Origin of the sequence: Pseudomonas baltica, from assembly GCF_014235765.1 — a bacterium.
Lineage (GTDB): Bacteria > Pseudomonadota > Gammaproteobacteria > Pseudomonadales > Pseudomonadaceae > Aquipseudomonas > Aquipseudomonas baltica.
The window spans coordinates 32927-57316 of sequence record NZ_JACMYH010000011.1 but is presented as its reverse complement, the minus strand read 5'-3'; the positions used below and the strand labels follow the sequence as shown (position 1 = coordinate 57316).

Genomic DNA, 24390 nt, shown 5'->3' with positions numbered 1-24390 from the left:
GAGCAGGTAGGGGTTTTGTCTTTTGTACGGCATTTTTTGTAAGACCCCTCCTACTTATCAATTCAACATTCAGCTGTCTCTTACAGGCGGGGCAGATCCGGCTGGCTCAACTCGCAAAGCCACATCTGATAAGGTTGAGCCTTGATTCACGCTCACCTCAAGGACTTCGCCCATGTCGGCTGTGTCACCTCTTATCCCCGGTTTCATGGTCGTACACGGCAATCGTCTGGACGAACTGCGCAGCCTTGTCGTGAGCTGGATGCGCCTGTACCCACTGCGTCCTCTGGAAAATGAAATCATCCTGGTGCAGAGCAACGGTATCGCCCAGTGGCTCAAGCTCGCGCTTGCTGCGGACGAAGGCCCGGATGACGAGGGCGGCGTAGGTATTTCTGCGGCGGTAGACGTGCAGTTGCCGGGTAGTTTCATGTGGCAGTTGTATCGAAGCGTACTGGGGCAGGACCAGATCCCGTCGTCCTCGCTGCTCGACAAGGCGCCGCTCACCTGGCGCTTGATGCGTCTTCTGCCGCAACTGATTGACCAGCCCCATTTCGAACCCCTGCAGCGCTTCCTGCTCGACGACAACGACCTGCGTAAGCGCTACCAGTTGTCCGAGCGTCTGGCAGACCTGTTTGATCAATACCAGGTCTATCGCGCGGACTGGCTGCAGGACTGGGCGGAAGGCAAGCATCAGCTGCGCAATGGCAGGGGGCTGAGCAGACCTCTGCCGGCAGGCAATTGTTGGCAGGCGGAGTTATGGCGGGCACTGCTGCAGGATGTAGGCTCCGAAGGCATGGCGCAAAGCCGTGCAGGGGTGCATCAACGTTTCATGGAAGCTGCGGCGGCGCTCGACAAGCCGCCGGCAGCGCTACCTTCGCGGGTCATCGTGTTCGGCATCTCTTCGTTGCCTGCACAGGGTCTGGAGGCACTGGCGGCGCTGGGCAGATTCAGCCAGGTGTTGTTGTGCGTGCACAATCCCTGCAGGCACCACTGGGCAGATATCGTGGCGGACAAAGACCTTCTGCGTCATCAATACAAACGTCAGGCTCGCAAGCAGGGCATGCCAGCGGTGCTGGACACCGACAGCCTTCATCAGCATGCACACCCATTGCTTGCTGCCTGGGGCAAGCAGGGCCGTGACTACATCAATCTGCTCGACAGCTATGATGATCCCGCCAGCTATCAGTCGGCGTTTCGGGATGGTCGCATCGACCTCTTCAGCGAAAGCGAGCCACAGCATCTACTGGGTCAGTTGCAGGACGACATTCTAGAGCTGCGCCCTCTGGGTGAAACGCAATCCACCTGGCCACCCGTGGATATCAAGACCGACAAGAGCATCCGCTTCCACGTCGCGCATGGTGCGCAGCGCGAAGTGGAAATCCTTCACGACCAGTTGTTGGCACGGTTCAGTGCCGATGCCGGACTGCGCCCCCGTGACGTGATCGTGATGGTGCCGGATATCGACAGCTATGCGCCGCACATTCGCGCAGTGTTTGGCCAGCTGGACCGGGAAGACCGCCGATTCATTCCCTTTACGCTGACCGACCAGGGGCAGCGCGGGCGAGATCCTCTGCTCATAGCGGTCGAGCACCTGCTCAAGCTGCCGGACAGCCGCTTCCCCGTGAGCGAGATCCTCGACCTTCTGGACGTACCTGCCCTGCGGCGTCGGTTCGCGATTCAGGAGCGTGATCTGCCGACCTTGCGTCGCTGGATCGAAGGCGCAGGCATTCGCTGGGGCCTTCACGCGGCGCACCGCCAGCACCTGGGCTTGCCGATCGAGCTGGAACAGAACACCTGGCGCTTTGGGCTGCGGCGAATGTTGCTCGGCTATGCCGTCGGAACCGGTGTGGGCTGCAGTGATATCGAGCCCTACGACGAGATCGGCGGCCTGGACGCAGCGCTTATCGGCCCGCTGGCAGCGCTGCTGGATGCCCTGGAAGTAGCCTGCCAGCAACTTGATCGCGCGGCCAGCCCGGCCGAGTGGGGTGTGCGTCTGCATCAGATGCTGCAGTTGTTCTTCACTGCCGACACCGAGCATGACGAGTACTTGCTCAACCAGCTCGAAGAGCTGCGTGAAGAGTGGCTGCAAACCTGCGAAGCCGTGGGACTGGTCGAAGCATTGCCGCTGACGGTGGTGCGTGAAGCCTGGCTCGCGGGGCTGGATCAGGGCCGCTTGAGCCAGCGTTTTCTGGCTGGCTCCGTCAACTTCTGCACCTTGATGCCGATGCGTGCAATTCCATTCAAGATCGTGTGCCTGTTGGGCATGAATGATGGCGATTACCCTCGGGCGCAACCACCGCTCGATTTCGACCTGATGGGCAGCGATTATCGCCCCGGTGACCGTTCGCGGCGCGAGGACGATCGCTATCTGCTACTGGAAGCACTGCTCTCGGCCCGCGAACAGCTGTATATCAGTTGGGTTGGACGCAGTATCAGAGACAACAGCGAGCGGCCGCCATCGGTACTGGTCGGGCAACTGCGAGATCATTTGGCCAATGGCTGGAGGCTGGCGGGCGATGAGGCGCTGGACAACTCGGCAAGCGGGGAGAAGCTATTGCATGCGCTCACGCTGGAGCATCCCCTCCAACCTTTCAGCGCTCGGTATTTTCATCAAGGCAACCCGGCTCTTTTCAGCTTTGCCAGGGAGTGGCAGCACTTGCATGCGCAAGTAGCAGCACCTCATGCGCAGTCGCCTCTGCAGGCTCATCGTCAGGATGAGCCGCTGAGCGTGGCTCAGTTGCAGGACTTTCTGCGCAATCCCGTCAGGCATTTCTTCAGCCAGCGGCTGAAAGTCTTCTTCGAGTCGGCGGAAAAGCCTGTGGCCGACATCGAGCCCTTCGTGCTCGATGCGCTGGAGCGTTACACGCTCAGTGACAGCCTGCTCGGTGCCGGCATGGCCAGTGCCGGCGCCATTGCCGAGACGCTGGAAACCCATGCGCGCAAGTTGCAGGGCAGCGGCCTGTTGCCCATGGCCGAATTCGGCACTCGGTTGCGCGAGGAGTTGATCGAGCCACTGCCCGATCTGCTCGAGCGCTACCGTCAGTTGCTCGTCATGTGGCCGTCGCGACTGGACAGTGCCCTGCCGATCACTTTCCAGGCCCAGGGCGTCGTACTGGAGGGATGGCTGGCGGGTGTCTACCAGCGTGAAGACGGCAGCTACCTCAGCGTTTCAACGATTGCCAACGCCATTGGCGGCGTGCGCTCGCGCAAATGGCATCGGCTGGTACGCCCGTGGGTGTTGCACCTGGCATCCTGCGCCGTTGGATTGCCGCTGACCACTGCGGTAGTTGCCAGTGACGATACCCTGCTGCTCGAGCCACTGCCCCTGGACCAGGCTCGGAACGCCCTGAGCGATCTGCTGCTGGCCTGGCAAGCGGGCATGACCCGGCCCCTGCCGGTAGCCGTGAAAACGGCCGTGGCCTGGCTTTCGCACACCGATGAGGAAAAGGCTTTGGTGGCAGCACGCAAAGCGTACGAGGGCGATGGCGTGACGAGTAATGGCGAGCGTCGGGAGGCGATGGCACTGATGCGCCAGTTCACTGATTTCGATGCCTTGATGGACGGGGAAGAATTCGAAGGCTGGGCGCAAGCCTTGTACCAGCCCATGCTGGAGGCGCCCTGGAGATCGGTCGATGACAGGGAGGCTCGCTCATGACATCGCTCGAACGTCCACTGGCATTGGCTTTTCCGCTGCGTGGCAGCCAATTGATCGAAGCCAGTGCCGGCACCGGCAAGACATTCACCATTTCCGCACTCTATCTGCGTTTGATACTTGGCCATGGTGGAGACATCAACGGCTTCGGACGCGAACTGCTGCCCCCGCAGATCCTGGTAGTGACCTTCACCGATGCCGCAACCAAGGAGCTGCGCGAGCGCATTCGGATCCGTCTGGCCGAAGCCGCGCGGTTTTTCCGAAACGAGATAACGGCACCGGATGCGCTCGTCGAGCAGTTGCGCGACGAATTCGAACTTGGCCAGTGGCCGGCCTGTGCCAGCCGACTGGATATCGCTGCCCAGTGGATGGACGAGGCTGCCGTTTCCACGATTCACAGTTGGTGCCAGCGCATGCTGCGCGAACACGCGTTCGACAGCGGCAGCCTGTTCACCCAGAGTCTGGAAACCGATCACAGCGAATTGCTGGGCGAGGTTGTGCGTGACTATTGGCGGCGGTTCTATTACCCGATGCATGGCGCTGCGCTGGATTGGGTACGCGCTCATCTTGGCGGGCCTGCGGCATTGCTTGGCCGGGTGCGGGGGTTGTTCGCACACGTGCAGGGAGATGTCTCGGGCGATGAGCCCGGCGAGCTGATCGAACGCTGCCTGGCCGAGCGTGAGCGAGCCTTGGTCGAACTCAAGGAACCTTGGCCGCAGTGGGCCACCCAGTTGCGTGAAATCTGCCTGCAGGCGGTGGCGGCCAAGGCAGTCGATGGCCGCAAGATGCAGGCACGCTACTTCGAACCCTGGTTTGAAAAGATCACCGCCTGGGCTACGGATCCAAACCAACACGACCTGGATATCGGTACCGGTTTTACCCGCTTGACCCCCGACGGCATGGCCGAAGCCTGGAAAGGCGATGCGCCGGAGCACGCCGGCTTGCACGCGATGGTCGAGCTGCCTGCGGCACTGGCGGCTTTGCCGACGCCTGAGAGCGCGGTTCTGAGGCATGCAGCGCAGTGGATCGGCGCGCGCTTCGAGGAAGAAAAGCGCCGGCGTGCCGAGATGGGCTTCGACGACATGCTGGTGCGGCTGGACCGGGCCTTGCAGAGCGCTGGTGGTGAACAGTTGGCCGAGCTGGTTCGTGAACAGTTTCCCGTGGCCCTGATCGATGAGTTTCAGGATACCGATCCGGTTCAGTACCGCATCTTCGAACGCATCTACCACATCGAGCGAAACGAGCAGGAGACCGGCCTGTTCCTGATCGGTGACCCCAAGCAGGCGATCTACGCCTTTCGGGGTGCCGATATCCATACCTATCTGCAGGCGCGTCGGGCGACCGAGGGCAGGCTGCATACGTTGGGTACCAACTTCCGCTCTACCCAGGCCATGGTCGGCGCGGTCAACCATATGTTCATGCAGGCCGAGCAGCGTGCGCAGGGGCGAGGTGCATTCCTGTTCCGCCAAGGCGATGACAACCCTGTGCCATTTCTGGATGTGCGGGCCCAGGGGCGCAAGGAGTCCTTGATCGTGGACGGGCAGGCCGTACCGGCCTTGACGCTCTGGCATCTGCCCAGCGACCAGCCCATTTCCGGCGTCGCGTATCGCAAGGCGCTGGCCAGTGCCTGCGCGGCGGAAGTCGTGCGCCTGTTGAATGCGGGGCAAGCCGGGCACGCAGGCTTTCAGGTGGAACAGCGCAGGGTCAGCGGTATTCTGCCGGCGGATATCGCCATTCTTGTGCGCGATGGCAAAGAGGCCCAGGCCGTGCGTGCAGAGTTGACCGACCGGGGGGTCCGCAGTGTGTACCTGTCGGACAAGGACTCGGTATTTGCCGCTCAGGAAGCCCATGACTTGCTCGCCTGGCTGAAGGCGTGCGCCGAGCCTGACTCGGAGCGGCAACTGCGCGCTGCCTTGGCGAGCGTCACACTGAACCGGTCTTTGCACGAGTTGGAGCAATTGAACCTGAGCGAGCTGGAATGGGAAGCGCGGGTCATGCAGTTCCGTGGCTATCGAAACATCTGGCGCACCCAGGGCGTGCTGCCAATGCTGCGCCGCCTGCTGCACGATTTCGACCTGCCATTGGCGCTGATCGGCCGTGACGATGGCGAGCGTATCCTGACCAACCTGCTGCACCTGTGCGAACTGTTGCAGCAGGCGTCCAGCGAGCTGGACGGCGAGCAGGCGCTGATCCGTCATCTGAGCGAACAGCTGGCACTTTCCGGCAGCGCAGCGGAGGAGCATATCCTGCGTCTGGAAAGCGACGAGCAGTTGGTCAAGGTGGTGACTATCCACAAGTCCAAGGGGCTCGAGTACGCACTGGTCTTCCTGCCTTTCATCTGCAGTTGCAAACCGGTCGACGGCAAGCGATTGCCGTTGGTTTACCACGACGCGGCTCACCGCGTGCAATTGACGCTCAACCCTACATCCGAACAGGTGGCCTTGGCCGACGACGAACGTTTGGCCGAGGACCTGCGCTTGCTTTACGTGGCCCTGACCCGGGCTCAGCACGGCTGCTGGCTCGGCATCGCCGAGCTCAAGCGCGGTACGACCAAGGAGTCGGTGTTCCATCGTTCGGCCATCGGGTACCTGCTTGGCGGCGGGCAGCCGCTTGCCGATGCAGGCCAGCTTGCGAGTTGGCTGCAAGCGTCGAGTGCAGGGTGCGCAGACATCGTGAGTGTGCCAGTGCCAGAGGTGGACGATAGCCGTTACGTACCCTTGCGCAGCGACGCCGCGCTGCTCAAGGTGCGCCTGCCAAAGCGCAGTGCGCGGGAGAACTGGTGGATAGCGTCCTACAGCGCGTTGCGCATCAGCGACACGTTGGGCGCGGATGATGACCAGGCGCCCGACAGCGCTCTCGAGCAGAAACTGATGGACGATGAGCGCCTGGACGCGCAGGTGCCGCGCGAGGTGCCGGCCACCAGTGGCGACATTCACCGTTTTCCCCGTGGCCCCGGGCCGGGCACTTTTCTGCACGGCTTGCTGGAATGGGCAGGGCGCGAAGGTTTCGCCAGCGTTGCCGCGGCCCCGGAACGTTTGGCCGATAACGTCGCGCGGCGTTGCAGTCGACGCGGCTGGAGCGGCTGGATCCCTACCCTGGACGACTGGTTGCGGCGCTTCATCGACGAGCCATTGCAGCTTGGGTCCGAACGAGCCCCGGTACGCATGGCCGATCTCGACCAATACCAATACCAGATCGAGATGGAGTTCTGGTTCGCCAGCCACAAGGTCGATGTAAGCCAGCTCGATACCCTGGTGCGCCAGTACACGCATCCCGGCGTGCTTCGAATGCCAGCCGAAGGCGCCATGCTCAACGGCATGTTCAAGGGCTTCATCGACTTGTGTTTCGAGCATCAGGGGCAGTATTACGTTGCCGACTACAAATCCAATTGGCTGGGTCCGGATGATGCCGCCTATACCCACGCTGCGATGACCGAATGCATCCTGGCCAACCGCTACGACCTGCAATACGTGCTGTACCTGCTCGCCTTGCACCGCCAGTTGAAGGCGCGGCTGCCAGGGTACGACTACGACGAACACGTGGGCGGTGCGGCGTTCGTGTTTCTGCGCGGCATTGGGGCGCCCAGCCAGGGCATGTACTTCACCCGGCCACCCCGTGAGCTCATCGAGGAACTCGATGCGCTGTTCAAAGGCGGACGCCGTGATGTCCAGGCCGATCTGTTCGAGGAAAGTGCACCATGACCCGCTCGTTTGCCGACCTGCTGCCCACTCCTCTGGATGCACACAGCTTTGCTCAGCTGCAGCCCCGAACACGCACGCCCGACCTGTTGGCGTTGCTCGAGCGTTGGGTAGAGCGCGGTTGGCTGCGTGCGCTGGACAAAGCCTTCGTAGCGTTTCTTGCCGACCTCGACCCGCAGGGCGACCCTCTCGTACTGCTTGCTGCCGCCCTCGCCAGCCACCAGCTGGGGCATGGGCATGTCTGCCTGGATCTGGCGGCGACGCTGCAGGCACCGGATTTTGCCTTGTCCCTGCCACCCGAGGGCGACTTGCAAGGGGGCGTGGCCCTGCTGCCATCGCAGTTGCTTCAGGGCCTGGGTGCCGAGGCCTGGCTGGCCAGCCTGGCGAACAGCTCCTTGGTGGGGGGCGCCGATGACCCTACAGGCAGCTCACCTCTGGTGCTTTCAAGCCAGCGCCTGTACCTGCGTCGTTACTGGGCGTACGAGCGGCGTATCGGTGATGCGCTGCGTCAGCGGCTGGACGCGCGGGAGCCGGTACCGGAGGACCTTGCACAACGGCTGACGCAATTGTTCGGGGTCACCGACGGGGCTCGGATCGACTGGCAGAAACTGGCTTGCGCGCTGGCCGTGCGGGGTGCTTTCAGTATCGTCACGGGCGGCCCGGGAACGGGTAAGACCACCACGGTTGTGCGCCTGCTGGCTCTCCTGCAAGGGCCCGCGGTGGCCCAGGACAAACCACTGCGTATTCGGCTGGCGGCGCCGACCGGCAAGGCAGCGGCGCGACTGACCGAGTCGATCAGCTTGCAGGTGCAGAGCCTGCAGGTGGACACCGCAATCAAGGCGCGTATTCCGACCGAGGTGACCACGGTTCATCGCCTGCTGGGTAGCCGTCCGGGCACGCGGCATTTTCGTCATGATGCAGCCAACCCTTTGCCCTTGGACGTACTGGTGGTGGACGAAGCCTCGATGATCGACCTCGAGATGATGGCCAATCTGCTCGATGCGCTGCCGGCCCATGCCCGGCTGGTGCTGCTGGGCGACAAGGACCAGTTGGCCTCGGTCGAGGCGGGTGCGGTGCTGGGCGACCTGTGCAGCCAGGCCGAGTCCGGCTACTACAGCCCGGCGACGCGCGCCTGGTTGGAGCAGGTCAGCGGCGAGGACCTCGCACGCAGCGGGCTGCTCGAAGGCAACGAGCATGATCACGCCCTGGCGCAGCAGGTGGTCATGCTGCGGCACTCGCGCCGATTCGGCGAGAACAGCGGCATTGGCCAGCTGGCAGCCAGGGTCAATTTGCAGGACGCCGACGGCGCGCGTGCCTTGCTGCAGGAAGGCCAGTATCCCGATGTTCATTGGCTGCCGCTCAAGGGCGAGCACGATGTGGCGTTGCTGCGCCTGCTGCTGGACGGACACGGTCGCGACGCCGACGGACCACAAGGTTATCGACGTTATCTGGAGCAGATCGGTACCTCTCGGCCGCCGGCCGACACGCGTCTGGAAGATCAAGCCTGGGCCACCTGGGCCCGTGGGTTGCTGAACGCGTTCGATGAGTTCCAGTTGCTGTGCGCCGTGCGCAAGGGGCCTTGGGGTGTGGAAAGCCTGAACGCTCGCGCGACCCAGGCCTTGACCCATGCGCGCCTCATTGAGGGTGGCCAACCCTGGTATGAGGGCAGGCCCGTATTGATGACACGCAACGACTATGGCCTGGGCTTGATGAACGGCGACATCGGCATTGCCCTGATGCTGCCCGAGGGTGGCGAGCGCGATCGAATGGTGCTGCGCGTGGCCTTTCCCCGCAACGACGGGCAGGGCGGCATCCGCTTTGTGCTGCCAAGTCGTTTGAATGACGTGGAAACGGTCTATGCGATGACGGTGCACAAATCCCAAGGGTCGGAGTTCGCGCACACGGCGCTGATCCTGCCTGATGCCTTGAATCCGGTATTGACCAAGGAGCTGATCTATACGGGTATCACGCGGGCCAAGCATTGGTTCACCTTGATCGAAACCCGCAGGGGTGTGTTCGAAGAGGCTGTGCGGCGCAGGGTCAAGAGACTCAGTGGGCTGATGCTCGAGTGGAAGTCGTGAGACGTGTGTGACGCGGCTTGCGCCGCTGCTACAGGGGCTCGGTGGTGCGCGAGTGTCCCATCAGCAGTGCAGCGTTGCGGTCGGTGACGTCACGGATGTAATCCCACAGCAGGATGATCCGCTTGAGTTTCCTCAGGTCCTCTCGGCAGTACATCCAGAACTGCCGAGTGATATCGACTTCTTCGGGCAGGACTTCCACCAGGCGTTCGTCCTGAGCGGCGAGGAAGCACGGCAGTATGACCAGCCCGTGTCCTTGGAGCGCGGCGGTGTATTGGGCGATCACGCTGGTGCTGCGCAGCCCGGCGTTGACGTTGGGCAGCAGTTTGTTCAGGTACAGCAGCTCGGAGCTGAAGGCCAGGTCGTCGACGTAGCTGATGAACCGGTGCTCGCTGAGTTGGGCGCTGCTTTCGATGGGGGGATGACGATCCAGATAGGTCCGCGTGGCATACAGCTTGAGCCGATAGTCGCAGAGTTTGCAGCAGACGTAGGGCCCATGTTCGGGGCGCTCCAGGGCGATGACGATATCGGCTTCGCGTTTGGACAGGCTGATGAAGTGCGGCAGCGGCAGGATATCGACCGAGATGGCCGGGTATGTGTCGACGAAGTGGCTGAGCTGCGGGGTGATGAAGAAGCTGCCGAAGCCTTCGGTGCAGCCCATGCGGATATGCCCTGACAGCGCCACGCCGGACCCGGAAACCTGCTCACAGGCCATGTGCAGGGTGCTTTCAATCGACTCGGCCGAAGCGAGCAGGCGCTGCCCTTCGGCAGTGAGGACGAAGCCTGTGGTCCGCGACTTCTCGAACAGCAGGGTACCCAAGGCATTTTCCAGCGAGCCGATGCGCCGCGATACGGTGGTGTAGTCCACTCCCAGGCGCTTGGCCGCGATGCTGGCCTTGCGCGTACGAGCCACTTCGAGAAAGAACTTGAGATCGTCCCAGTTCAGGCTGCTAAGGTCTTTTTGCATGTTGGACCGGCTTTATTGTGAGTTCTTGTTAGATGTTTGCAGCATCTATACTCCATCGCAGAACCGTCTCGCCACAACAATAAATACGCGGAGGTCATCCATGAACGTGTCCGTTCAACCGAATGCCAGCAAGATCGACGATGTAAAACTGCTGATCGATGGGCAGTGGGTCGCCTCGACCACCCAGGAATGGCGCGACATCGTCAATCCGGCCACCCAGCAAGTGCTGGCGCGGGTGCCCTTCGCCACGACCGACGAGGTCGATGCCGCAGTAGCCGCCGCGCAGCGTGCGTTCAAGACCTGGCGCCTGACGCCACTGGGTGCGCGCATGCGCATCATGCTCAAGCTGCAGGCATTGATCCGGGAACATTCCAAGCGCATTGCGCAGACCTTGAGTGCCGAGCAGGGCAAGACCATTGCCGATGCCGAGGGCGATATCTTCCGCGGCCTGGAAGTGGTCGAGCATGCCTGCTCCATCGGCAGCCTGCAGATGGGCGAGTTCGCCGAGAACGTCGCCGGTGGCGTCGATACCTACACGCTGCGTCAGCCCATCGGTGTGTGCGCGGGAATCACGCCGTTCAACTTCCCGGCGATGATTCCGCTGTGGATGTTCCCCATGGCGATCGTCTGCGGCAACACCTTCGTGCTCAAGCCTTCGGAGCAGGATCCGCTGTCCACGGTCCAGCTGGTGGAGCTGGCATTGGAAGCAGGCGTGCCGCCCGGTGTATTGAACGTGGTGCACGGTGGCAAGGACGTCGTCGATGCGCTGTGCACCCATGCCGACATCAAGGCGGTGTCGTTCGTCGGTTCGACCGCTGTCGGCACCCATGTGTATGACCTGGCCGGCCGGCATGGCAAGCGCGTGCAGTCGATGATGGGCGCGAAGAACCACGCCGTGATATTGCCGGACGCCAACCGCGAGCAAACGCTCAACGCCTTGGTCGGCGCCGCCTTCGGTGCAGCCGGGCAACGTTGCATGGCCACATCGGTCGCCGTGCTGGTGGGCAAGTCGCGCGAGTGGATTCCCGATATGAAGGCGCTGGCGCAGAAGCTCAAGGTCAACGCTGGCAATGAACCGGGCACTGACGTCGGCCCGGTGATTTCCCGCCGTGCGCTGGAGCGCGTGACGGCCTTGATCGACAGTGGCGTCGAGGAAGGCGCGACGTTGGAACTCGACGGTCGCGGTGTGCAGGTGCCTGGCTACGAGCAGGGCAACTTCGTTGGCCCGACCTTGTTCAGCGGTGTCACCACGGACATGCAGATCTATACCCAGGAGATTTTCGGGCCGGTGCTGATCACCCTGGAGGTGGATACCCTCGACGAAGCCATCGCTTTGGTCAATGCCAACCCGTTCGGCAACGGCGTGGGTTTGTTCACCCAGAGCGGCGCTGCGGCGCGCAAGTTCCAGAGCGAGATCGACGTAGGCCAGGTAGGTATCAACATCCCGATTCCCGTGCCGGTGCCGTCGTTCAGCTTCACCGGGTCGCGCGGTTCCAAACTTGGCGACCTGGGGCCCTACGGCAAGCAGGTGGTGCAGTTCTACACGCAGACCAAGACGGTCACGGCGCGCTGGTTCGACGATGACAGCGTGAACGACGGCGTCAACACCACCATCAACTTGAAATAGGGCATTGCCATGAACATTGCTTTCATAGGCCTGGGCAACATGGGCGCGCCCATGGCGCGCAACCTGCTCAAGGCAGGCCACACGCTGCATGTGTTCGATCTGAACCAGGACGTACTGGCGGAATTGGCGCAGTTGGGCGGCCACGTCAGTGCTTCGCCCAAGAACGCCGCTGCCCAGGGCGAACTGGTGATCACCATGTTGCCGGCAGCGGCGCACGTGCGCAGCGTCTACCTGGGTGAGGAAGGCGTGCTTGCTGGCATTCGCGCGGGTACGCCAGCAGTGGATTGCAGCACCATCGATCCGCAGACTGCGCGCGATATCGCTGCCGCAGCCTCCAGGCAGGGCGTTGATCTGGCCGATGCGCCTGTGTCGGGTGGCACCGGTGGCGCTCAGGCAGGTACCTTGACCTTCATGGTCGGTGCGTCGGCGCAATTGTTTGGCCAGCTGCAGCCGGTGCTGGCGCAGATGGGGCGCAACATCGTCCATTGTGGCGAGGTCGGCACCGGACAGATTGCCAAGATCTGCAACAACCTGTTGTTGGGCATTTCCATGGTCGGCGTGTCGGAAGCCATGGCATTGGGCAATGCCCTGGGCATCGACACACAGGTGCTGGCGGGCATCATCAACAGCTCTACCGGGCGTTGCTGGAGTTCGGACACCTATAACCCCTGGCCGGGAGTCGTCGAAACGGCGCCTTCTTCACGTGGATACAGCGGCGGGTTTGGTGCCGACCTGATGCTCAAGGATCTGGGGTTGGCCACGGAAGCGGCCAAGCAGGCACGCCAGCCGGTGATTCTGGGCGCCGTGGCGCAGCAGTTGTATCAGGCGATGAGCCTGCGCGGCGACGGTGGTCTAGATTTTTCGGCGATCATCAAGGCGTATCGAAACTGATGCAAAACGCCTCTCCGTTCAAGTTTTAGGAATCGTCTTATAGGCGTGAAGTCATCAGGCGCGTAGTTTGCCCTCGATGAAACTCAAGCACTTTCTGCACCTGCCGGACTCGACCTTCTCCACACCCAAAGCGGCGCGCAAACTTCTGCAATTGTTTGCCGCCGCGCTGGTGTTGGGGACGTTCATGGGTGCCTACGGTTATCTGCGCGGGGCCTTCAACGATGAGGTCAGCCTGCGCCGCAGCTACATGAACGCAGCTGTTTCCGATGCGCAGAGTTTCTTTGTCAGTCGTCAGGCGTTGCTCAGGTCCTTGGGATTGTCGACGGTACGCAATGTGGTGCAGCCTCTGGCCAATTTCAACGAGGTGCCTACTGAGGAAACCCATATTGCATTGGGTGAAGGCAGCAGCAGTTGGAGCCTGTGGTTGACCAAGCGCATGCTTGCCTACCTTCAGCAGAGCCGGGTAAGTTTGCTGTACGTAGGCCAGGGCAAAGGGGTCGCAGCCGATCGACTTTACAGCGTGAGCGATACACCTTCATCGGTACCTGTTCATATGCTGCAGCGACTCTATGAACTGGACAATGCCGGACAGGCGCAGGGCGAGGCGCTGTGGCTCACTGACTCTCGCATGATGGATTCGCCACTCTATATTTTTACCCGCCTGGACGAGCGCAGCCCGGCCTCGGGCTGGCTGGGCCTCGAGGTGGAAGTACCGGCTCTGATGGACGCGCTGCGTCATGATGAAGCCGGTGACTTCATGCTGCTCGACAGCCAGGGTCAGTTGATCTTTACCAGTGCTTCGGGCCCAGGTACGCGCGAGGCATTCAATCTGGCCCAGGCAGCCAGTGCGTTTGTCTTGACCGGTGCGCAATGGTTTCCAGATCACCTGGCTATCAGAAAACAGCTCGGTTATTCGAATTGGCAGATCGTCTACAGCCTGAATCTGCGCTCGCTGCTGCCCGCGCTAGGCAGCCGCCTGGTGATCTGCCTGCTGGTGTGTCTGGGCGTGTCCGGTTTGATGGGCTGGTTGGTGTACCGCATCGACCGACGCCTGATCGTTCCGGCGGCCAACCGCATCGAGGCGCTGGTGGAAAGCGAGGCGTTCAGCAGCGCGGTGATCCGCATCGCGCCGGTTGCACTGTGCGTCCTGCGCCGCAGCGATGGTCGGCTGGTGTTGCAAAACCGGCTGGCGGAGCAGTGGCTGGGTTTGGCGGCCGAGAGAGAGCAGTTGTGTCACGGTTGGATCCGCCGTGCTTTCGATGAAAATGACGGAAATGACAGCGACGAGATAGAACTGGCTGACGGCCGTCATCTTTACCTCGGTTTTGCGCCTACCCGCTATCAGCGCGAAGAAGTGCTGATCTGTGCCTTCAGTGACATCACTGCACGCAAGCAAGTGGAACGAGCTCTGCACCAGGCGCGGCGCTCGGCCGATGCGGCCAACGAGGCCAAGACGCTGTTCCTTGCCACCATGAGCCACGAAATTCGCACCCCGCTCTACGGCGTGCTGGGTACCTTGGAGTTGTTGGCGCGTACCGAACTCAACGCCCAGCAGCATAACTACCTGCAAGCGATCGAAGGCTCGTCCGCCAACTTACTGCAACTGATTTGCGACGTGCTTGATGTGGCCAAGATCGAAGCCGGTCAGCTGTCTCTGGAACTCACCACGTTTTCGCCCGTGCAACTGGTTCGCGAGGTCATCCACAGCTATGCCGGTGCTGCGCAGGGCAAAGGTCTGCACTTGTACAGCAGCATCGATCCCTCGATCCCGGATTGGCTTAGCGGTGATGTCACGCGTCTACGGCAGGTGTTGAACAATCTCTTGAGCAACGCTTTGAAATTCACGGACAGCGGACGCATCGTGCTCCGCGTGCATGTGGCAAGCAGGGACGATGAGCGCACGTTGCTGCGTTGGCAGATCGTGGACACCGGGAAAGGGATCAGTGCCGATGATCAGAAGTATCTGTTCGATGCGTTCTTTCAGGTCAGCGGCAATGCCAATGTCGTCGCCGGTACGGGGCTTGGCTTGTCGATCTGCAAGCGTCTCATCCATTTGATGAACGGTGACCTGCGGGTGGTGAGTGAGCCGGGTCTGGGTAGCAGCTTTGCCTTTGATGTGCCTCTTGTACGGGTGGATGAGCCTTCGAGCCTGACCCCGTACGTGCCACTGATGGCCCAGAAGATCTATGTTGTTTCCCGTATGCACGATCTGGCCGAGAACATCTGCGGATGGCTTCAACGCTGGGGTGCTCGTGCCCAGGTGGGCGGACCCGCCGCCGGCGAGGTCGCGGCAGGTGCTGTGATGGTTGAGCTGGATGCGGCACTGGAATCCCCTGGCCTGATGCCTTCCTGGCAAGGGCCGCGGGTGATCGTCTGTCCCATGGAACTGACGCTCGATGCGCCGATGTCGGGGATCTGGCAGGCCAACCTGAACAATCTCGAAGAACTCAGGGAGGCGGTGTCCCGTGCCCAGGGACAGCAACGCAGGGAATGCGCTGGTGCAGGTGAAACGCCGCCTGCGCTTGAACTCAATCTGCGCGTGCTGGTGGTAGAGGACAACGTGATCAATCAACTGATTCTACGAGATCAATTGCAGGAGCTCGGCTGCGAAGTCGTGCTGGCCTGTGACGGTCTGGAAGCGCTGGCGTTGTGGCATGCAACGAGTCTCGACCTGGTATTGACCGACGTCAACATGCCACGCATGAACGGCTATGAACTGGCCAGCCAGCTTCGCCAGCGCGAGTGCACGTTGCCGATCATCGGTGCCACTGCCAACGCCATGCGCGAGGAGGGCGATCGCTGTCTGGCGGCAGGTATGGACCAGTTCCTGATCAAGCCGGTCACACTGCGAGCTCTGCATCACGCCCTGCAACCCTATCAGCGGAGAATGGTTTGAACGCCTATCGGGTACTGATCGTGGAAGACCACCCTTTCCAGCATGAGTACCTGTTGAATCTGTTCAAGGAGGTGGGTGGCTTCGAGGTGCACGCGGTCTGGGACGGGTCGGCTGCGCTGCAGTGCCTGGCCACCCATCACTATGACCTGCTGCTCAGCGACTTGATGATGCCGGGTATGGATGGCGTACAGTTGATTCAGCGATTGGCGGGCGTGACCAGGCCACCGGTGCTGGCACTGATGAGTGTCGCGTCGCGCCGTATGCTGGTGGGGGCCGGGTTGGCCGCGCGCAGTATGGGGCTGGACGTCGCCGGGCTGATTTCCAAGCCGGTTCAGGCTCCGGCCGTGCTGCGTCTGCGCGAGCATCTGGATAACAACAGCCAGGACATCGGTAACCACCCCTTGAGCGAGCGTTCCCAGCCGCCAGCGCACAGTCTGGAGACTGTGATGGCGGCGCTGCATCGAGGTCAGATACAAGCCTGGTTCCAGCCCAAGAAAAGCCTGTGTGACGGGCGCATCGTGGGCGCCGAGGCATTGGCACGCTGGCAACATCCCGACTACGGCGTGCTGATGCCGGGTAACTTTATGGGCATCATCGAGGGCTCGGGTCTTGAGGAAGAGCTGTTGTGGTTGACCTTGCGTCACACCCTTCAGGCCCAGCAGCAATGGCGCCTCCAAGGGTATGAGATGCCCGTGTCGATCAACCTGCCAACCCACCTGCTCGATCAGCATGATCTGGCCGATCGCCTGCACGCTTATGTCGTTGCCCGCGATGCCAGGCCACAGCAGATTGTTTTCGAGCTGCTGGAGACCTCGACCACGCGCCAGTTCGGGGATTATTACGCAGGAGCTTGTCGCTTGCGGATGAAAGGCTTCGGCCTGGCTCAGGATGATTTCGGGCAGGGTCTAAGCTCGTATTTCAACCTGGTTTCTACGCCTTTCAGCGAACTCAAGATCGATCGTTCGCTGGTGCATGGCTGTGCTGACAGCGAGCACTTGGCAACGGTGTTGCAGAGCATCATCGAGCTGTGCAGCAAGCTGGGCCTCAATGTCGTGGCCGAAGGTGTGGAGACTCAAGCCGAGCTGGTGCTGCTGCGGCGCATGGGCTGTGCTCAAGTCCAGGGTTTTCTGATTTCACCCGCAGTGGCCGTGGGACGTTTTGCTGCCATGTTGGTGGAGGATGGCCCTCCGCCAGCACTAATCTGACCACAGCGAGTCCGATGTCCATACAGCCTGCTGAAGGGTCGCCTGCTTCAGGCTTTTCTGGTCGTACCCACGACGCGGTCCCATGCCTTGCACCAAGGCTTCGATGGTATTGATGATGAAGCATGCAAGCTTGCGTCTGGGCGCGCTGGCGCTCAGTTCCCAGCGGTTGAACAAAGGCTTGCTGCTATTGGCCGGGCTGACGTTGCTGCTCACCAGCACCAGCTATTGGGCCATTCACCGGCTGGTGGAAGCAGAGCAGGAAAAGGTCGAATTCCACTTCGCCCGGGTCATCGAGAATATCCACGAGCACGAGGCCTTTCTGCGTAACGTGGCCAGCGCGTACGACCGTACCAATCGCGGCCTGCTCCCCGATGTTCAACCTGCCAGCCGCAGGGCACTGGGCAGCGACGACGCCCGCAGCCTGTTCCAGGGTCGCGGCTTGCCGTTGTCACTGCCATTTACGTTGTCCCATGGGCGCCAGCTGAGCCGCACCGACACCCACGGTGCCTTTTCCCTGGGTACGCAACTCACGGACTACTACAGCACCTATTGGTCAGGCTCCTACTATGCTTCGCCCCAGCTGTTCGTTTTCGCACCGGCCGGACAGTTCGATATCGCCATACCGGGTATCGATGGTGTGCGCCAACGCTTGCCATTGCAGCAAGCACACTACCTGACCATTGCTGGGCGTCTGCGCGATCAGTTGCAGCCTCAGCGCGCATTGCTCGGCGGCGGCGTCGTACGCTGGTTGCGTGCTCCAGCCGCGCTGTACCCAACGACCAAGACCTTGGTGGCGACAGTGGGCGTGGATCTGCCTGCCGACCTGATGCCATCGCGCCAGGAACAGGGCCTGACCACCATCGTGGCCCTATTGGACATGGGCCAGATCAACGAGATAGAGCGGGTCCTGCGTCGGCCGGTCTACAATCAGTTCACCTTGATTTCCCCTCAGGGCGAAGTGCTGCTCGGTAGCCTGGGCGACGATCGGCAAGCGCCCATGGGCCTGAGCATCGGTGGGCAGGGTCTGCGCTTCAAGATGGCAACCGAAGGAGGCGCGCACTGGACGGCGCTCTACGCCATCAGCTACGAGGACTTTCTGCGTTACGCGAAATGGCCGTTGATCGGTCTGGCGCTGACCATGCTGCTGGCGTTGGTGGTGGGCTGGTGGATCAATCGCTGGTACCGGCTGGAGTTCGTGCAGCCCGCGCAGCGGGCTCAGCAGCGGCTGCTGGAGAGCGAGGCGTTCAGTCGAGTGATGATGGACAACGCTCCGGTAGGACTCAGCGTGGTACGTCGCGAAGATCACCAGGTGCTGCTGGAAAACCAACGGGCACGGGAATGGCAGGGTACCGCGCAGTTGCTCGAGTTGCTGGATCTGGGCGAGGTGTCGGCAACGCCGGGCGAGGTTTGGCTGGAAGTCGACGGACGCCATCTGCAAGCGTATTTCGTGGCCACCCGCTACCAGGGCGAGGACGTGCTGCTGTGCGGCTTCAACGACATCACCCGGCACGTCGACGACGCCCAGACCATGGAGCAGGCGCGCCGCTCCGCCGATCAAGCCAGTGAAGCGAAAACGCTGTTCCTGGCTACCATGAGCCATGAGATCCGCACGCCACTCTACGGTGTATTGGGCAATCTTGAATTGCTGGGCATGACCCAGCTTAACAGCCGGCAGCGGCAATACCTGGAAGTGATCCAGGGCTCGTCGACGGTCTTGTTCCAGTTGATTAGCGACGTGCTCGACGTATCGAAGATCGAGTCCGGACAAATGGCCTTGGAAGTTGCACCGTTCAGCCCTCGCACATTGGTGCTCGAGGCCGTGCAGGGGTTCACCGCTGCGGCACAGAACAAGGGCTTGCAGCTCCAGGAAGAACTCGATCCTCAGCTGCCCGCCCACGTCAGGGGGGATGCGGGACGGATTCGGCAGATCGTGCACAACCTGTTGAGCAACGCTATCAAGTTCACCGACTCGGGGCGTGTGCTGATGCGTCTGGTGGTGACCGAACTGACTGCCGAGCATGTGACACTGCAGTGGCAGGTGTCCGATACGGGCGTCGGTATCGCGCCCAAAGCGCTGGACGATCTTTTCAAACCCTTTTATCAGGTGTCCGGGCGCGACCAGACCAGCGGAGCAGGTTTGGGGCTGTCGATTTGCGCACGCCTGAGCGAGCTGATGGGAGGTAGCATGCGCGTAGTCAGCGAGCCCGGTCTGGGCAGCAGTTTCTCGTTGCTGCTGCGGTTGCCGATCGTGGCGGGGGAGGTCGCTCCGGAGCCTGTCGAAGAACTGTTGGGGCTGTCACTGCCGGGCGCCGCTTTGCGAATTCTGGTGGTGGAAGACAACCCCATCAATCAAGCCATTCTGCAGGAACAGCTGGAAGCCCTGGGGGCTCACGCAATGGTGGCCGAGAACGGCGAGCGAGCTTTGCAGGTCTGGGCCGTACAGCCGTTCGATCTGGTTATCACCGACGTCAACATGCCGCGCATGAACGGCTACGAGCTGACCCGCGAGCTGCGGCGCATGGGCGTCAAGGTACCGATCATCGGTGTGACCGCCAATGCCATGCGCGAGGAGGGCGAGCGCTGCCTGGCGGTGGGGATGACGGCGTGGGTGGTGAAGCCGTTGAGCCTGAACATGTTGCGCGCTGCGCTGCTGGCTCATTGCAGGGACGAGCGTATCGACGCCACCACTCGAATCGACGATACCGCCGACCTGGATGACTGGATCGAATTGTCGCCTGCCATGCATGACCTGCTGATTCGTACGCTGGACGATGACATCAAGGCAATCGAAACGGGGCTGGCGCTGGGCGATGCCACCGATGTACGGCAGCGGCTGCACAGCCTGAGCGGCGGGCTGGCAACCCTACGTGCCATGGCCTTGGCGCGGACGTGTGGGCAGTGGGAGCATGCCCTGCAGGAGGGGCCGCTGGACGCTCGCATCCGTAGCGGTATCGAGGCTTTGTTGGGACGTCTTCGTAGCGTGGCTTCAGCCCTGACAACTCAGTCATGAACAGGCAAGTTAATCATTGCAAGGAACATGACTCATGCACGAAATGAACGTCGTCATCGCCGATGATCATCCGATCGTTCTGGTGGGCGTGCGCGAGATGATCCAGCGCAACCCAGGCTTCACCGTAATCGGTGAGGCGGTCAGTTCCAGTCAACTCATAGCGCAGTTGGAGCAGCATCGGCCCGATGTCCTGGTAACCGACTACAACATGCCTGGGGATGCGCTCTACGGCGACGGGTTGAAGCTGATCGAATACGTGCTTCGCCGCTTCCCCGACACCCAGGTCCTGGTGCTGACCATGGTTTCCAACAGCCTGATTTTGACTCGTCTGCAGGAATTGGGCGTGGCGGGAGTGATCCAGAAGAATTACCTGCACGAAGAGATTCAGAAAGCCTTGATCGCCCTCAGCGCGCGACGCAGCTACAAGGCACCTCCCATTGCGACGACATCGGTCACCGCCAACAACCAAGAGGTCGACAAGCGCTTCGCCAGTCTGTCAGTCAAGGAAATGGAAGTGTTGCGGCTGTTCGTGGCCGGGTCCAGCGTTGGCGACATAGCGCGTCAATTGAACCGCAGCGTCAAGACCGTCAGTGCGCAGAAAGTGGCCGCGATGCGCAAACTCGAGGCTGACAGCGACCAAGCTTTGTTGACCTATTGCATCAGGGCCGAGCAGTTCGAGTAAAGCAGGGGCTGCTGGGCTTTGCCCGCCGCCTGCAGTCTCGACCGAATGATGACCAGTGCTGTTGAAAAGTACTATTGATACGTAATGGTGAATTGCATCGACGCATTGGCTTTGCCTGGCGTTACTTGATTGGCGGTCTTGTAATACGCGGCCTGCAATGCAATGGAGTGGTCGCCGCTGGAGTTGTCAACGGAAATACGATGTGCTTCGCCGAGGCTGACGGCTGTGTTGTCTTGATCACTGATCTGGATGCCAACACCGGTTGCGCCACCCTCGTCCAGGGCCAAAATACCCTGTTTGGCATCAAATGCAGGTTTGATCGGGTCAAGCTGGTACGAGATCCCGCTGAAGCCCGCCGGGCAGTCCTTTAACACGATATTGAATCCCTTCCGGCCAGTGGTGGAGCCTATATTGACGAGACGACTCATGTATTGCTTGCCCAGGTCGACATTGACCGAAGGGGTCTGACAGCTGCTTTCCATCAGCGCGATAGCATTGGATAGCTTGAACGCAATGACGTCGTCAGTGTCGACTTTGACGGTGCCCAGTGTACCGGGATCAATACTGCCCTTCTTGATATCGCCGGTTTTATAGATATAGACCTCCCACTGCGAGACGCCGAAGTTGTAGCGTGTATTGGCGTACAAAGTACCCGGCAACGCGACGCCACCATTGCGTAGTATGCGATAGCCCATTCCCGAGTCGCCCAGCGCGTGCATCGGATTACTACCCGTGCTACTACCGACTGCGTTGACGAATCGCCAGCTACCGCCCGTTGGGCAAGTGAAGTCGGGGCCGTCGGTGCTTTTACTTTTGGCAGATTTGTAGATTACCGAACCGATAGCCGTGCTCTTGGGGACCACCAGCTTGTCCGGCACAGTGAACGTCAAGTTGCCAGATGACCCATAGATCAAGCATCGCGCCGAGGCGCCTTGGGTTGCGAATGCGAGCAACAAGCTGGTCAGTGCGAGCGCGACTCGCTTTGATGCGGGTACAGGGATTTTCATCTTTACTCTCTCGATCGGCTGTGTGGCGCCCTGAGGGCGCCCTGGTCGGCAGGCTCATTGCAGGGTGCAGGGACTGTTCAGCAAGACGTATCCGCTGGCAGGCAAAGCGCCTGCGTCAGGGAGGACGTAACGGGTACGGCAGCTCTGCATGCTCTTGCTGCCCCAGCTGATCAGCAGATCACCTTGCTGCTGGCGGGTACGGATGAACGCCCGCCCGCCCTGACCGACCATGGTCAGGTAGTGCCCCTGAGCATCTTCTACCTGGGCACCCATGGGCACGCTGTTGCCATCGTTACGCGTGACGTGCAGCAGCACCGGCGTGCCGGAAATGGTCGGGTATTGGACCAGGCTGATCGCACCGAAGCGCGGCGCGATGGACTGCGAGGTGGTTTCTAGTTCCACCGAGTCCGAAGTCCCCTTGGGGTCGATGGAGATGTCGTTCTGGCGATAAGGCATCAGACCTGCCACCAGCGCGTAACCTTTGTCGTTGACGACCGCGTTCGACGTGTTGTCGACCTGCGCACCACCCGCGCCTTTCGCCTCGATCAGCGCCATGGTTTCACCCTGCTCGGAGCTGAACGTCACGCCGCCGGCGTGGGCGACCAGGCTGCCACTGGCACCGACGTTGGTTTGTTTGTAACCGTTGCCCGCGTTCACACCGGCACTCACTGTGGTGGTCTGCGCTCGGTACTGAACCGATGAGCCGCCGCTGTTGGTGGTATGGCCCTCATTTCTGTCGGCCGAGCCATAGACGTTGTAGCTCAACTGATTGCGCTCGCCAGCACTGCCGCCCACGTTGACTTGGGTGTTGCTGCTTCCGGTGTCGTCGTAGCGCAGGGTGGTGCTCAGGTAGTTGGAGCGCGTGCGTCCGAATGGGATGTTCACACCTACCATGTACTGGGTCTGGAAAGCGCCACCGTAGTCACGCGTGCGGCTGGCGCTCAGGTTGAGCGAACCCCAGTCGTATCCATTGCTGTAGCCGGCCTGGTAAGTGACATTGCTCCTTTGGTCGCTGTTCCAGTAGTTCTGCGCGGAGCCGGTGAAGTACACGCTGCCACGCTGCTCGCCGAGTGGTTGGTTGATGTTCAACTGAAAACGGCTGCGCTGGCGCAATGACGAGCGGCTGTCGTGACTCTGAAGTTGGGCGTAATCACTGAAGTTGAGGTAGCCCTTGCTGGAAAAGCGATAGGCCGCCACGGTGAAATTGGTCTGTGTGGCATCCACCAGTTTGCTGTAGGTCAGCCGATAGCTGCGCCCGCGCATGGTGGTGTCGATCCCTTCGTGGGTGGGCGCCAGGTCACTGGCTCGTGACTCGGTGACGTCCAGCGCCATGGCCCCCCACGGGGTACTCCAGGCGGTCCCCGCCTGCACAGCCAGATAGCGCTGCGCGAGGATGCTGCCGGTGTAGGCGCTCCAACGGTCTGACACGCCTCGCTGATAAGAGCCCTGAATGAAGTCCGGATTGCTGCTCAGGTAGTCGTCGCGATACTGCCCGGCAGTCACGTTGAAGCGGCTGGTGCCGGGGCGCAGCAACTGGGCCACCGAAGCAAACGGGACCACGAAGGAGCGCGTGCGCCCATCGGCCTCGGTGATGGTGACCGAGAGGTCCCCCGAATAGCCGGTGCTGTAGAGATCGTCGATGACGAATGGGCCCGGCGCCACGGTGGTTTCGTAGAGAATGCTTTCGCCCTGGCGAATCGTGACTTTGGCATTGGTGTCAGCCACGCCGCGTACCGGTGGCGCAAAGCCGCGCATGGAGTCCGGCAGCATGCGATCGTCGCTGCCGATCTGAATACCGCGAAAGGGCACACTGTCGAACAGCCTGCCAGGTGTGTAGTACTCGCCCAGGGTCAGTTGCGATTTCAGACCGGTCAGGTCGCGCTGCACATAGCTGCTGGTGGATTGGTAGCCGCTGCGCGACCCACCGTTTGCCGAAGTGCTGTAGCTGTAGGCACCATTGTGGCGCAGCCGCCAGTCCCCCAGATTGATACCTGTGTTGAGCCCCAGGTACGACTGGGTGCTGCTCACCCCGCGGGTGTCACTCTGGTACACATTGCTGTTGTAGTTGGCGAAGCCTGCGTTGATGCCTTTGTCCCAGCTCTTTGGATCGACATAGCCACGCGAAACACGCTTGAGGTACGCCTGGGCGATGGTCAGGTCCGCGCGCAACTCGCTCATGTCGACCTCCACGCCGATGTCCGCTGCCAGCCGTGAGAGCTCTACACAGTTTTCGTCGGCCAATAGAGTGGGCAGGTTGGCCTGATCGGGAAGGGCGTCGACGTTCAGCCCCCAACGCTCGAGCTCATCGAGCCTGAAGCAGAAGCGTGGCGCTGCTTTGCCCCGCTCTTGGGTAACGACCAAGGGATCACGACCCTGCCAGCTGCCATTGAGGTACACATCGACTCGGTAGGTACCGGGCGTCAGCGGGTTGCCGTTCTCGAAAGCCGAGACGTCCAGTGTGCGACCTTGGCTATCAGTCATGAAGGCGGGATTGAAATTGATGCGCTCGGCATCATCGGCCCATGCCGTGCAAGGTGTGGCAAGGGCCACCAGCAAAACGCAAGCATGGGATTGCGGTGCCGCGAAGTGGGCACGCAGGCGAATGATTTCAAACATGAGTAGGCGTCCTGAACAGGCCTGCTACATGACAGCAAGCGACCAAGGCTCAACCGACGTGGCT

12 protein-coding genes are annotated in these 24390 nt (G+C 61.4%); 9 read left to right on the top strand and 3 right to left on the bottom strand.

Annotation, left to right across the window (positions count from 1 at the left end; genetic code table 11):
• The first annotated feature begins 172 nt into the window (after positions 1-172).
• From recC to recD, 3 genes are read left to right on the top strand one after another with little or no spacing between them, the layout of a single operon-like run.
• The gene (gene recC, locus H7993_RS20425; RefSeq protein WP_185795476.1) at positions 173-3652 is read left to right on the top strand and encodes an exodeoxyribonuclease V subunit gamma; all 3480 of its coding nucleotides are present in this window, start codon (positions 173-175) and stop codon (positions 3650-3652) included.
• Positions 3649-7350 carry an exodeoxyribonuclease V subunit beta gene (gene recB, locus H7993_RS20420; protein ID WP_185795475.1) on the top strand — a complete coding sequence of 1234 codons (3702 nt, stop codon included), beginning with the start codon at positions 3649-3651 and terminating at the stop codon, positions 7348-7350. The genes recC and recB overlap by 4 nt, the downstream gene beginning before the upstream one ends.
• Positions 7347-9428: an exodeoxyribonuclease V subunit alpha gene (gene recD, locus H7993_RS20415; RefSeq protein ID WP_185795474.1), complete on the top strand. Its 2082-nt coding sequence runs from the start codon at positions 7347-7349 to the stop codon at positions 9426-9428. The genes recB and recD overlap by 4 nt, the downstream gene beginning before the upstream one ends.
• Positions 9429-9456: 28 nt before the next feature.
• On the opposite strand, the gene H7993_RS20410 is transcribed toward recD, so the two are convergent.
• Positions 9457-10392, bottom strand: coding sequence for a LysR family transcriptional regulator (locus H7993_RS20410; RefSeq protein ID WP_122480251.1), 936 nt, complete (start codon positions 10390-10392; stop codon positions 9457-9459).
• Between the two features lie 100 nt (positions 10393-10492).
• Here H7993_RS20410 and H7993_RS20405 point away from each other — a divergent pair, with 100 nt between their 5' ends.
• The 6 genes from H7993_RS20405 to H7993_RS20380 all read left to right on the top strand — a co-directional run bounded on the left by H7993_RS20405 (position 10493) and on the right by H7993_RS20380 (position 20703).
• Positions 10493-12019 carry a CoA-acylating methylmalonate-semialdehyde dehydrogenase gene (locus H7993_RS20405; protein ID WP_122480250.1) on the top strand — a complete coding sequence of 509 codons (1527 nt, stop codon included), beginning with the start codon at positions 10493-10495 and terminating at the stop codon, positions 12017-12019.
• A 9-nt stretch (positions 12020-12028) separates the two neighbouring features.
• Positions 12029-12910 (top strand): 3-hydroxyisobutyrate dehydrogenase, encoded by an 882-nt coding sequence (gene mmsB / locus H7993_RS20400; protein ID WP_185795473.1) that lies wholly within the window; start codon positions 12029-12031, stop codon positions 12908-12910.
• Between the two features lie 76 nt (positions 12911-12986).
• Positions 12987-15806, top strand: coding sequence for a response regulator (locus H7993_RS20395; RefSeq protein ID WP_185795472.1), 2820 nt, complete (start codon positions 12987-12989; stop codon positions 15804-15806).
• On the top strand, positions 15803-17011 hold the full coding sequence (gene pvrR / locus H7993_RS20390; protein WP_185795471.1) for a response regulator cyclic di-GMP phosphodiesterase PvrR: 1209 nt from the start codon (positions 15803-15805) through the stop codon (positions 17009-17011). The genes H7993_RS20395 and pvrR overlap by 4 nt, the downstream gene beginning before the upstream one ends.
• Before the next feature lie 115 nt (positions 17012-17126).
• Entirely contained in the window at positions 17127-20021 is a 2895-nt protein-coding gene (locus tag H7993_RS20385) for a response regulator (protein ID WP_185795470.1), read from the top strand.
• Positions 20022-20055: 34 nt separating this feature from the next.
• Positions 20056-20703 (top strand): response regulator, encoded by a 648-nt coding sequence (locus H7993_RS20380; protein WP_185795469.1) that lies wholly within the window; start codon positions 20056-20058, stop codon positions 20701-20703.
• Positions 20704-20774: 71 nt separating this feature from the next.
• On the opposite strand, the gene H7993_RS20375 is transcribed toward H7993_RS20380, so the two are convergent.
• A complete protein-coding gene (locus tag H7993_RS20375; protein WP_185795468.1) occupies positions 20775-21710 on the bottom strand; it encodes a fimbrial protein in 936 nt (311 codons plus the stop codon).
• A gap of 54 nt (positions 21711-21764) precedes the next feature.
• Positions 21765-24326 (bottom strand): fimbria/pilus outer membrane usher protein, encoded by a 2562-nt coding sequence (locus tag H7993_RS20370; RefSeq protein WP_185795467.1) that lies wholly within the window; start codon positions 24324-24326, stop codon positions 21765-21767.
• Positions 24327-24390: the final 64 nt, after the last annotated feature.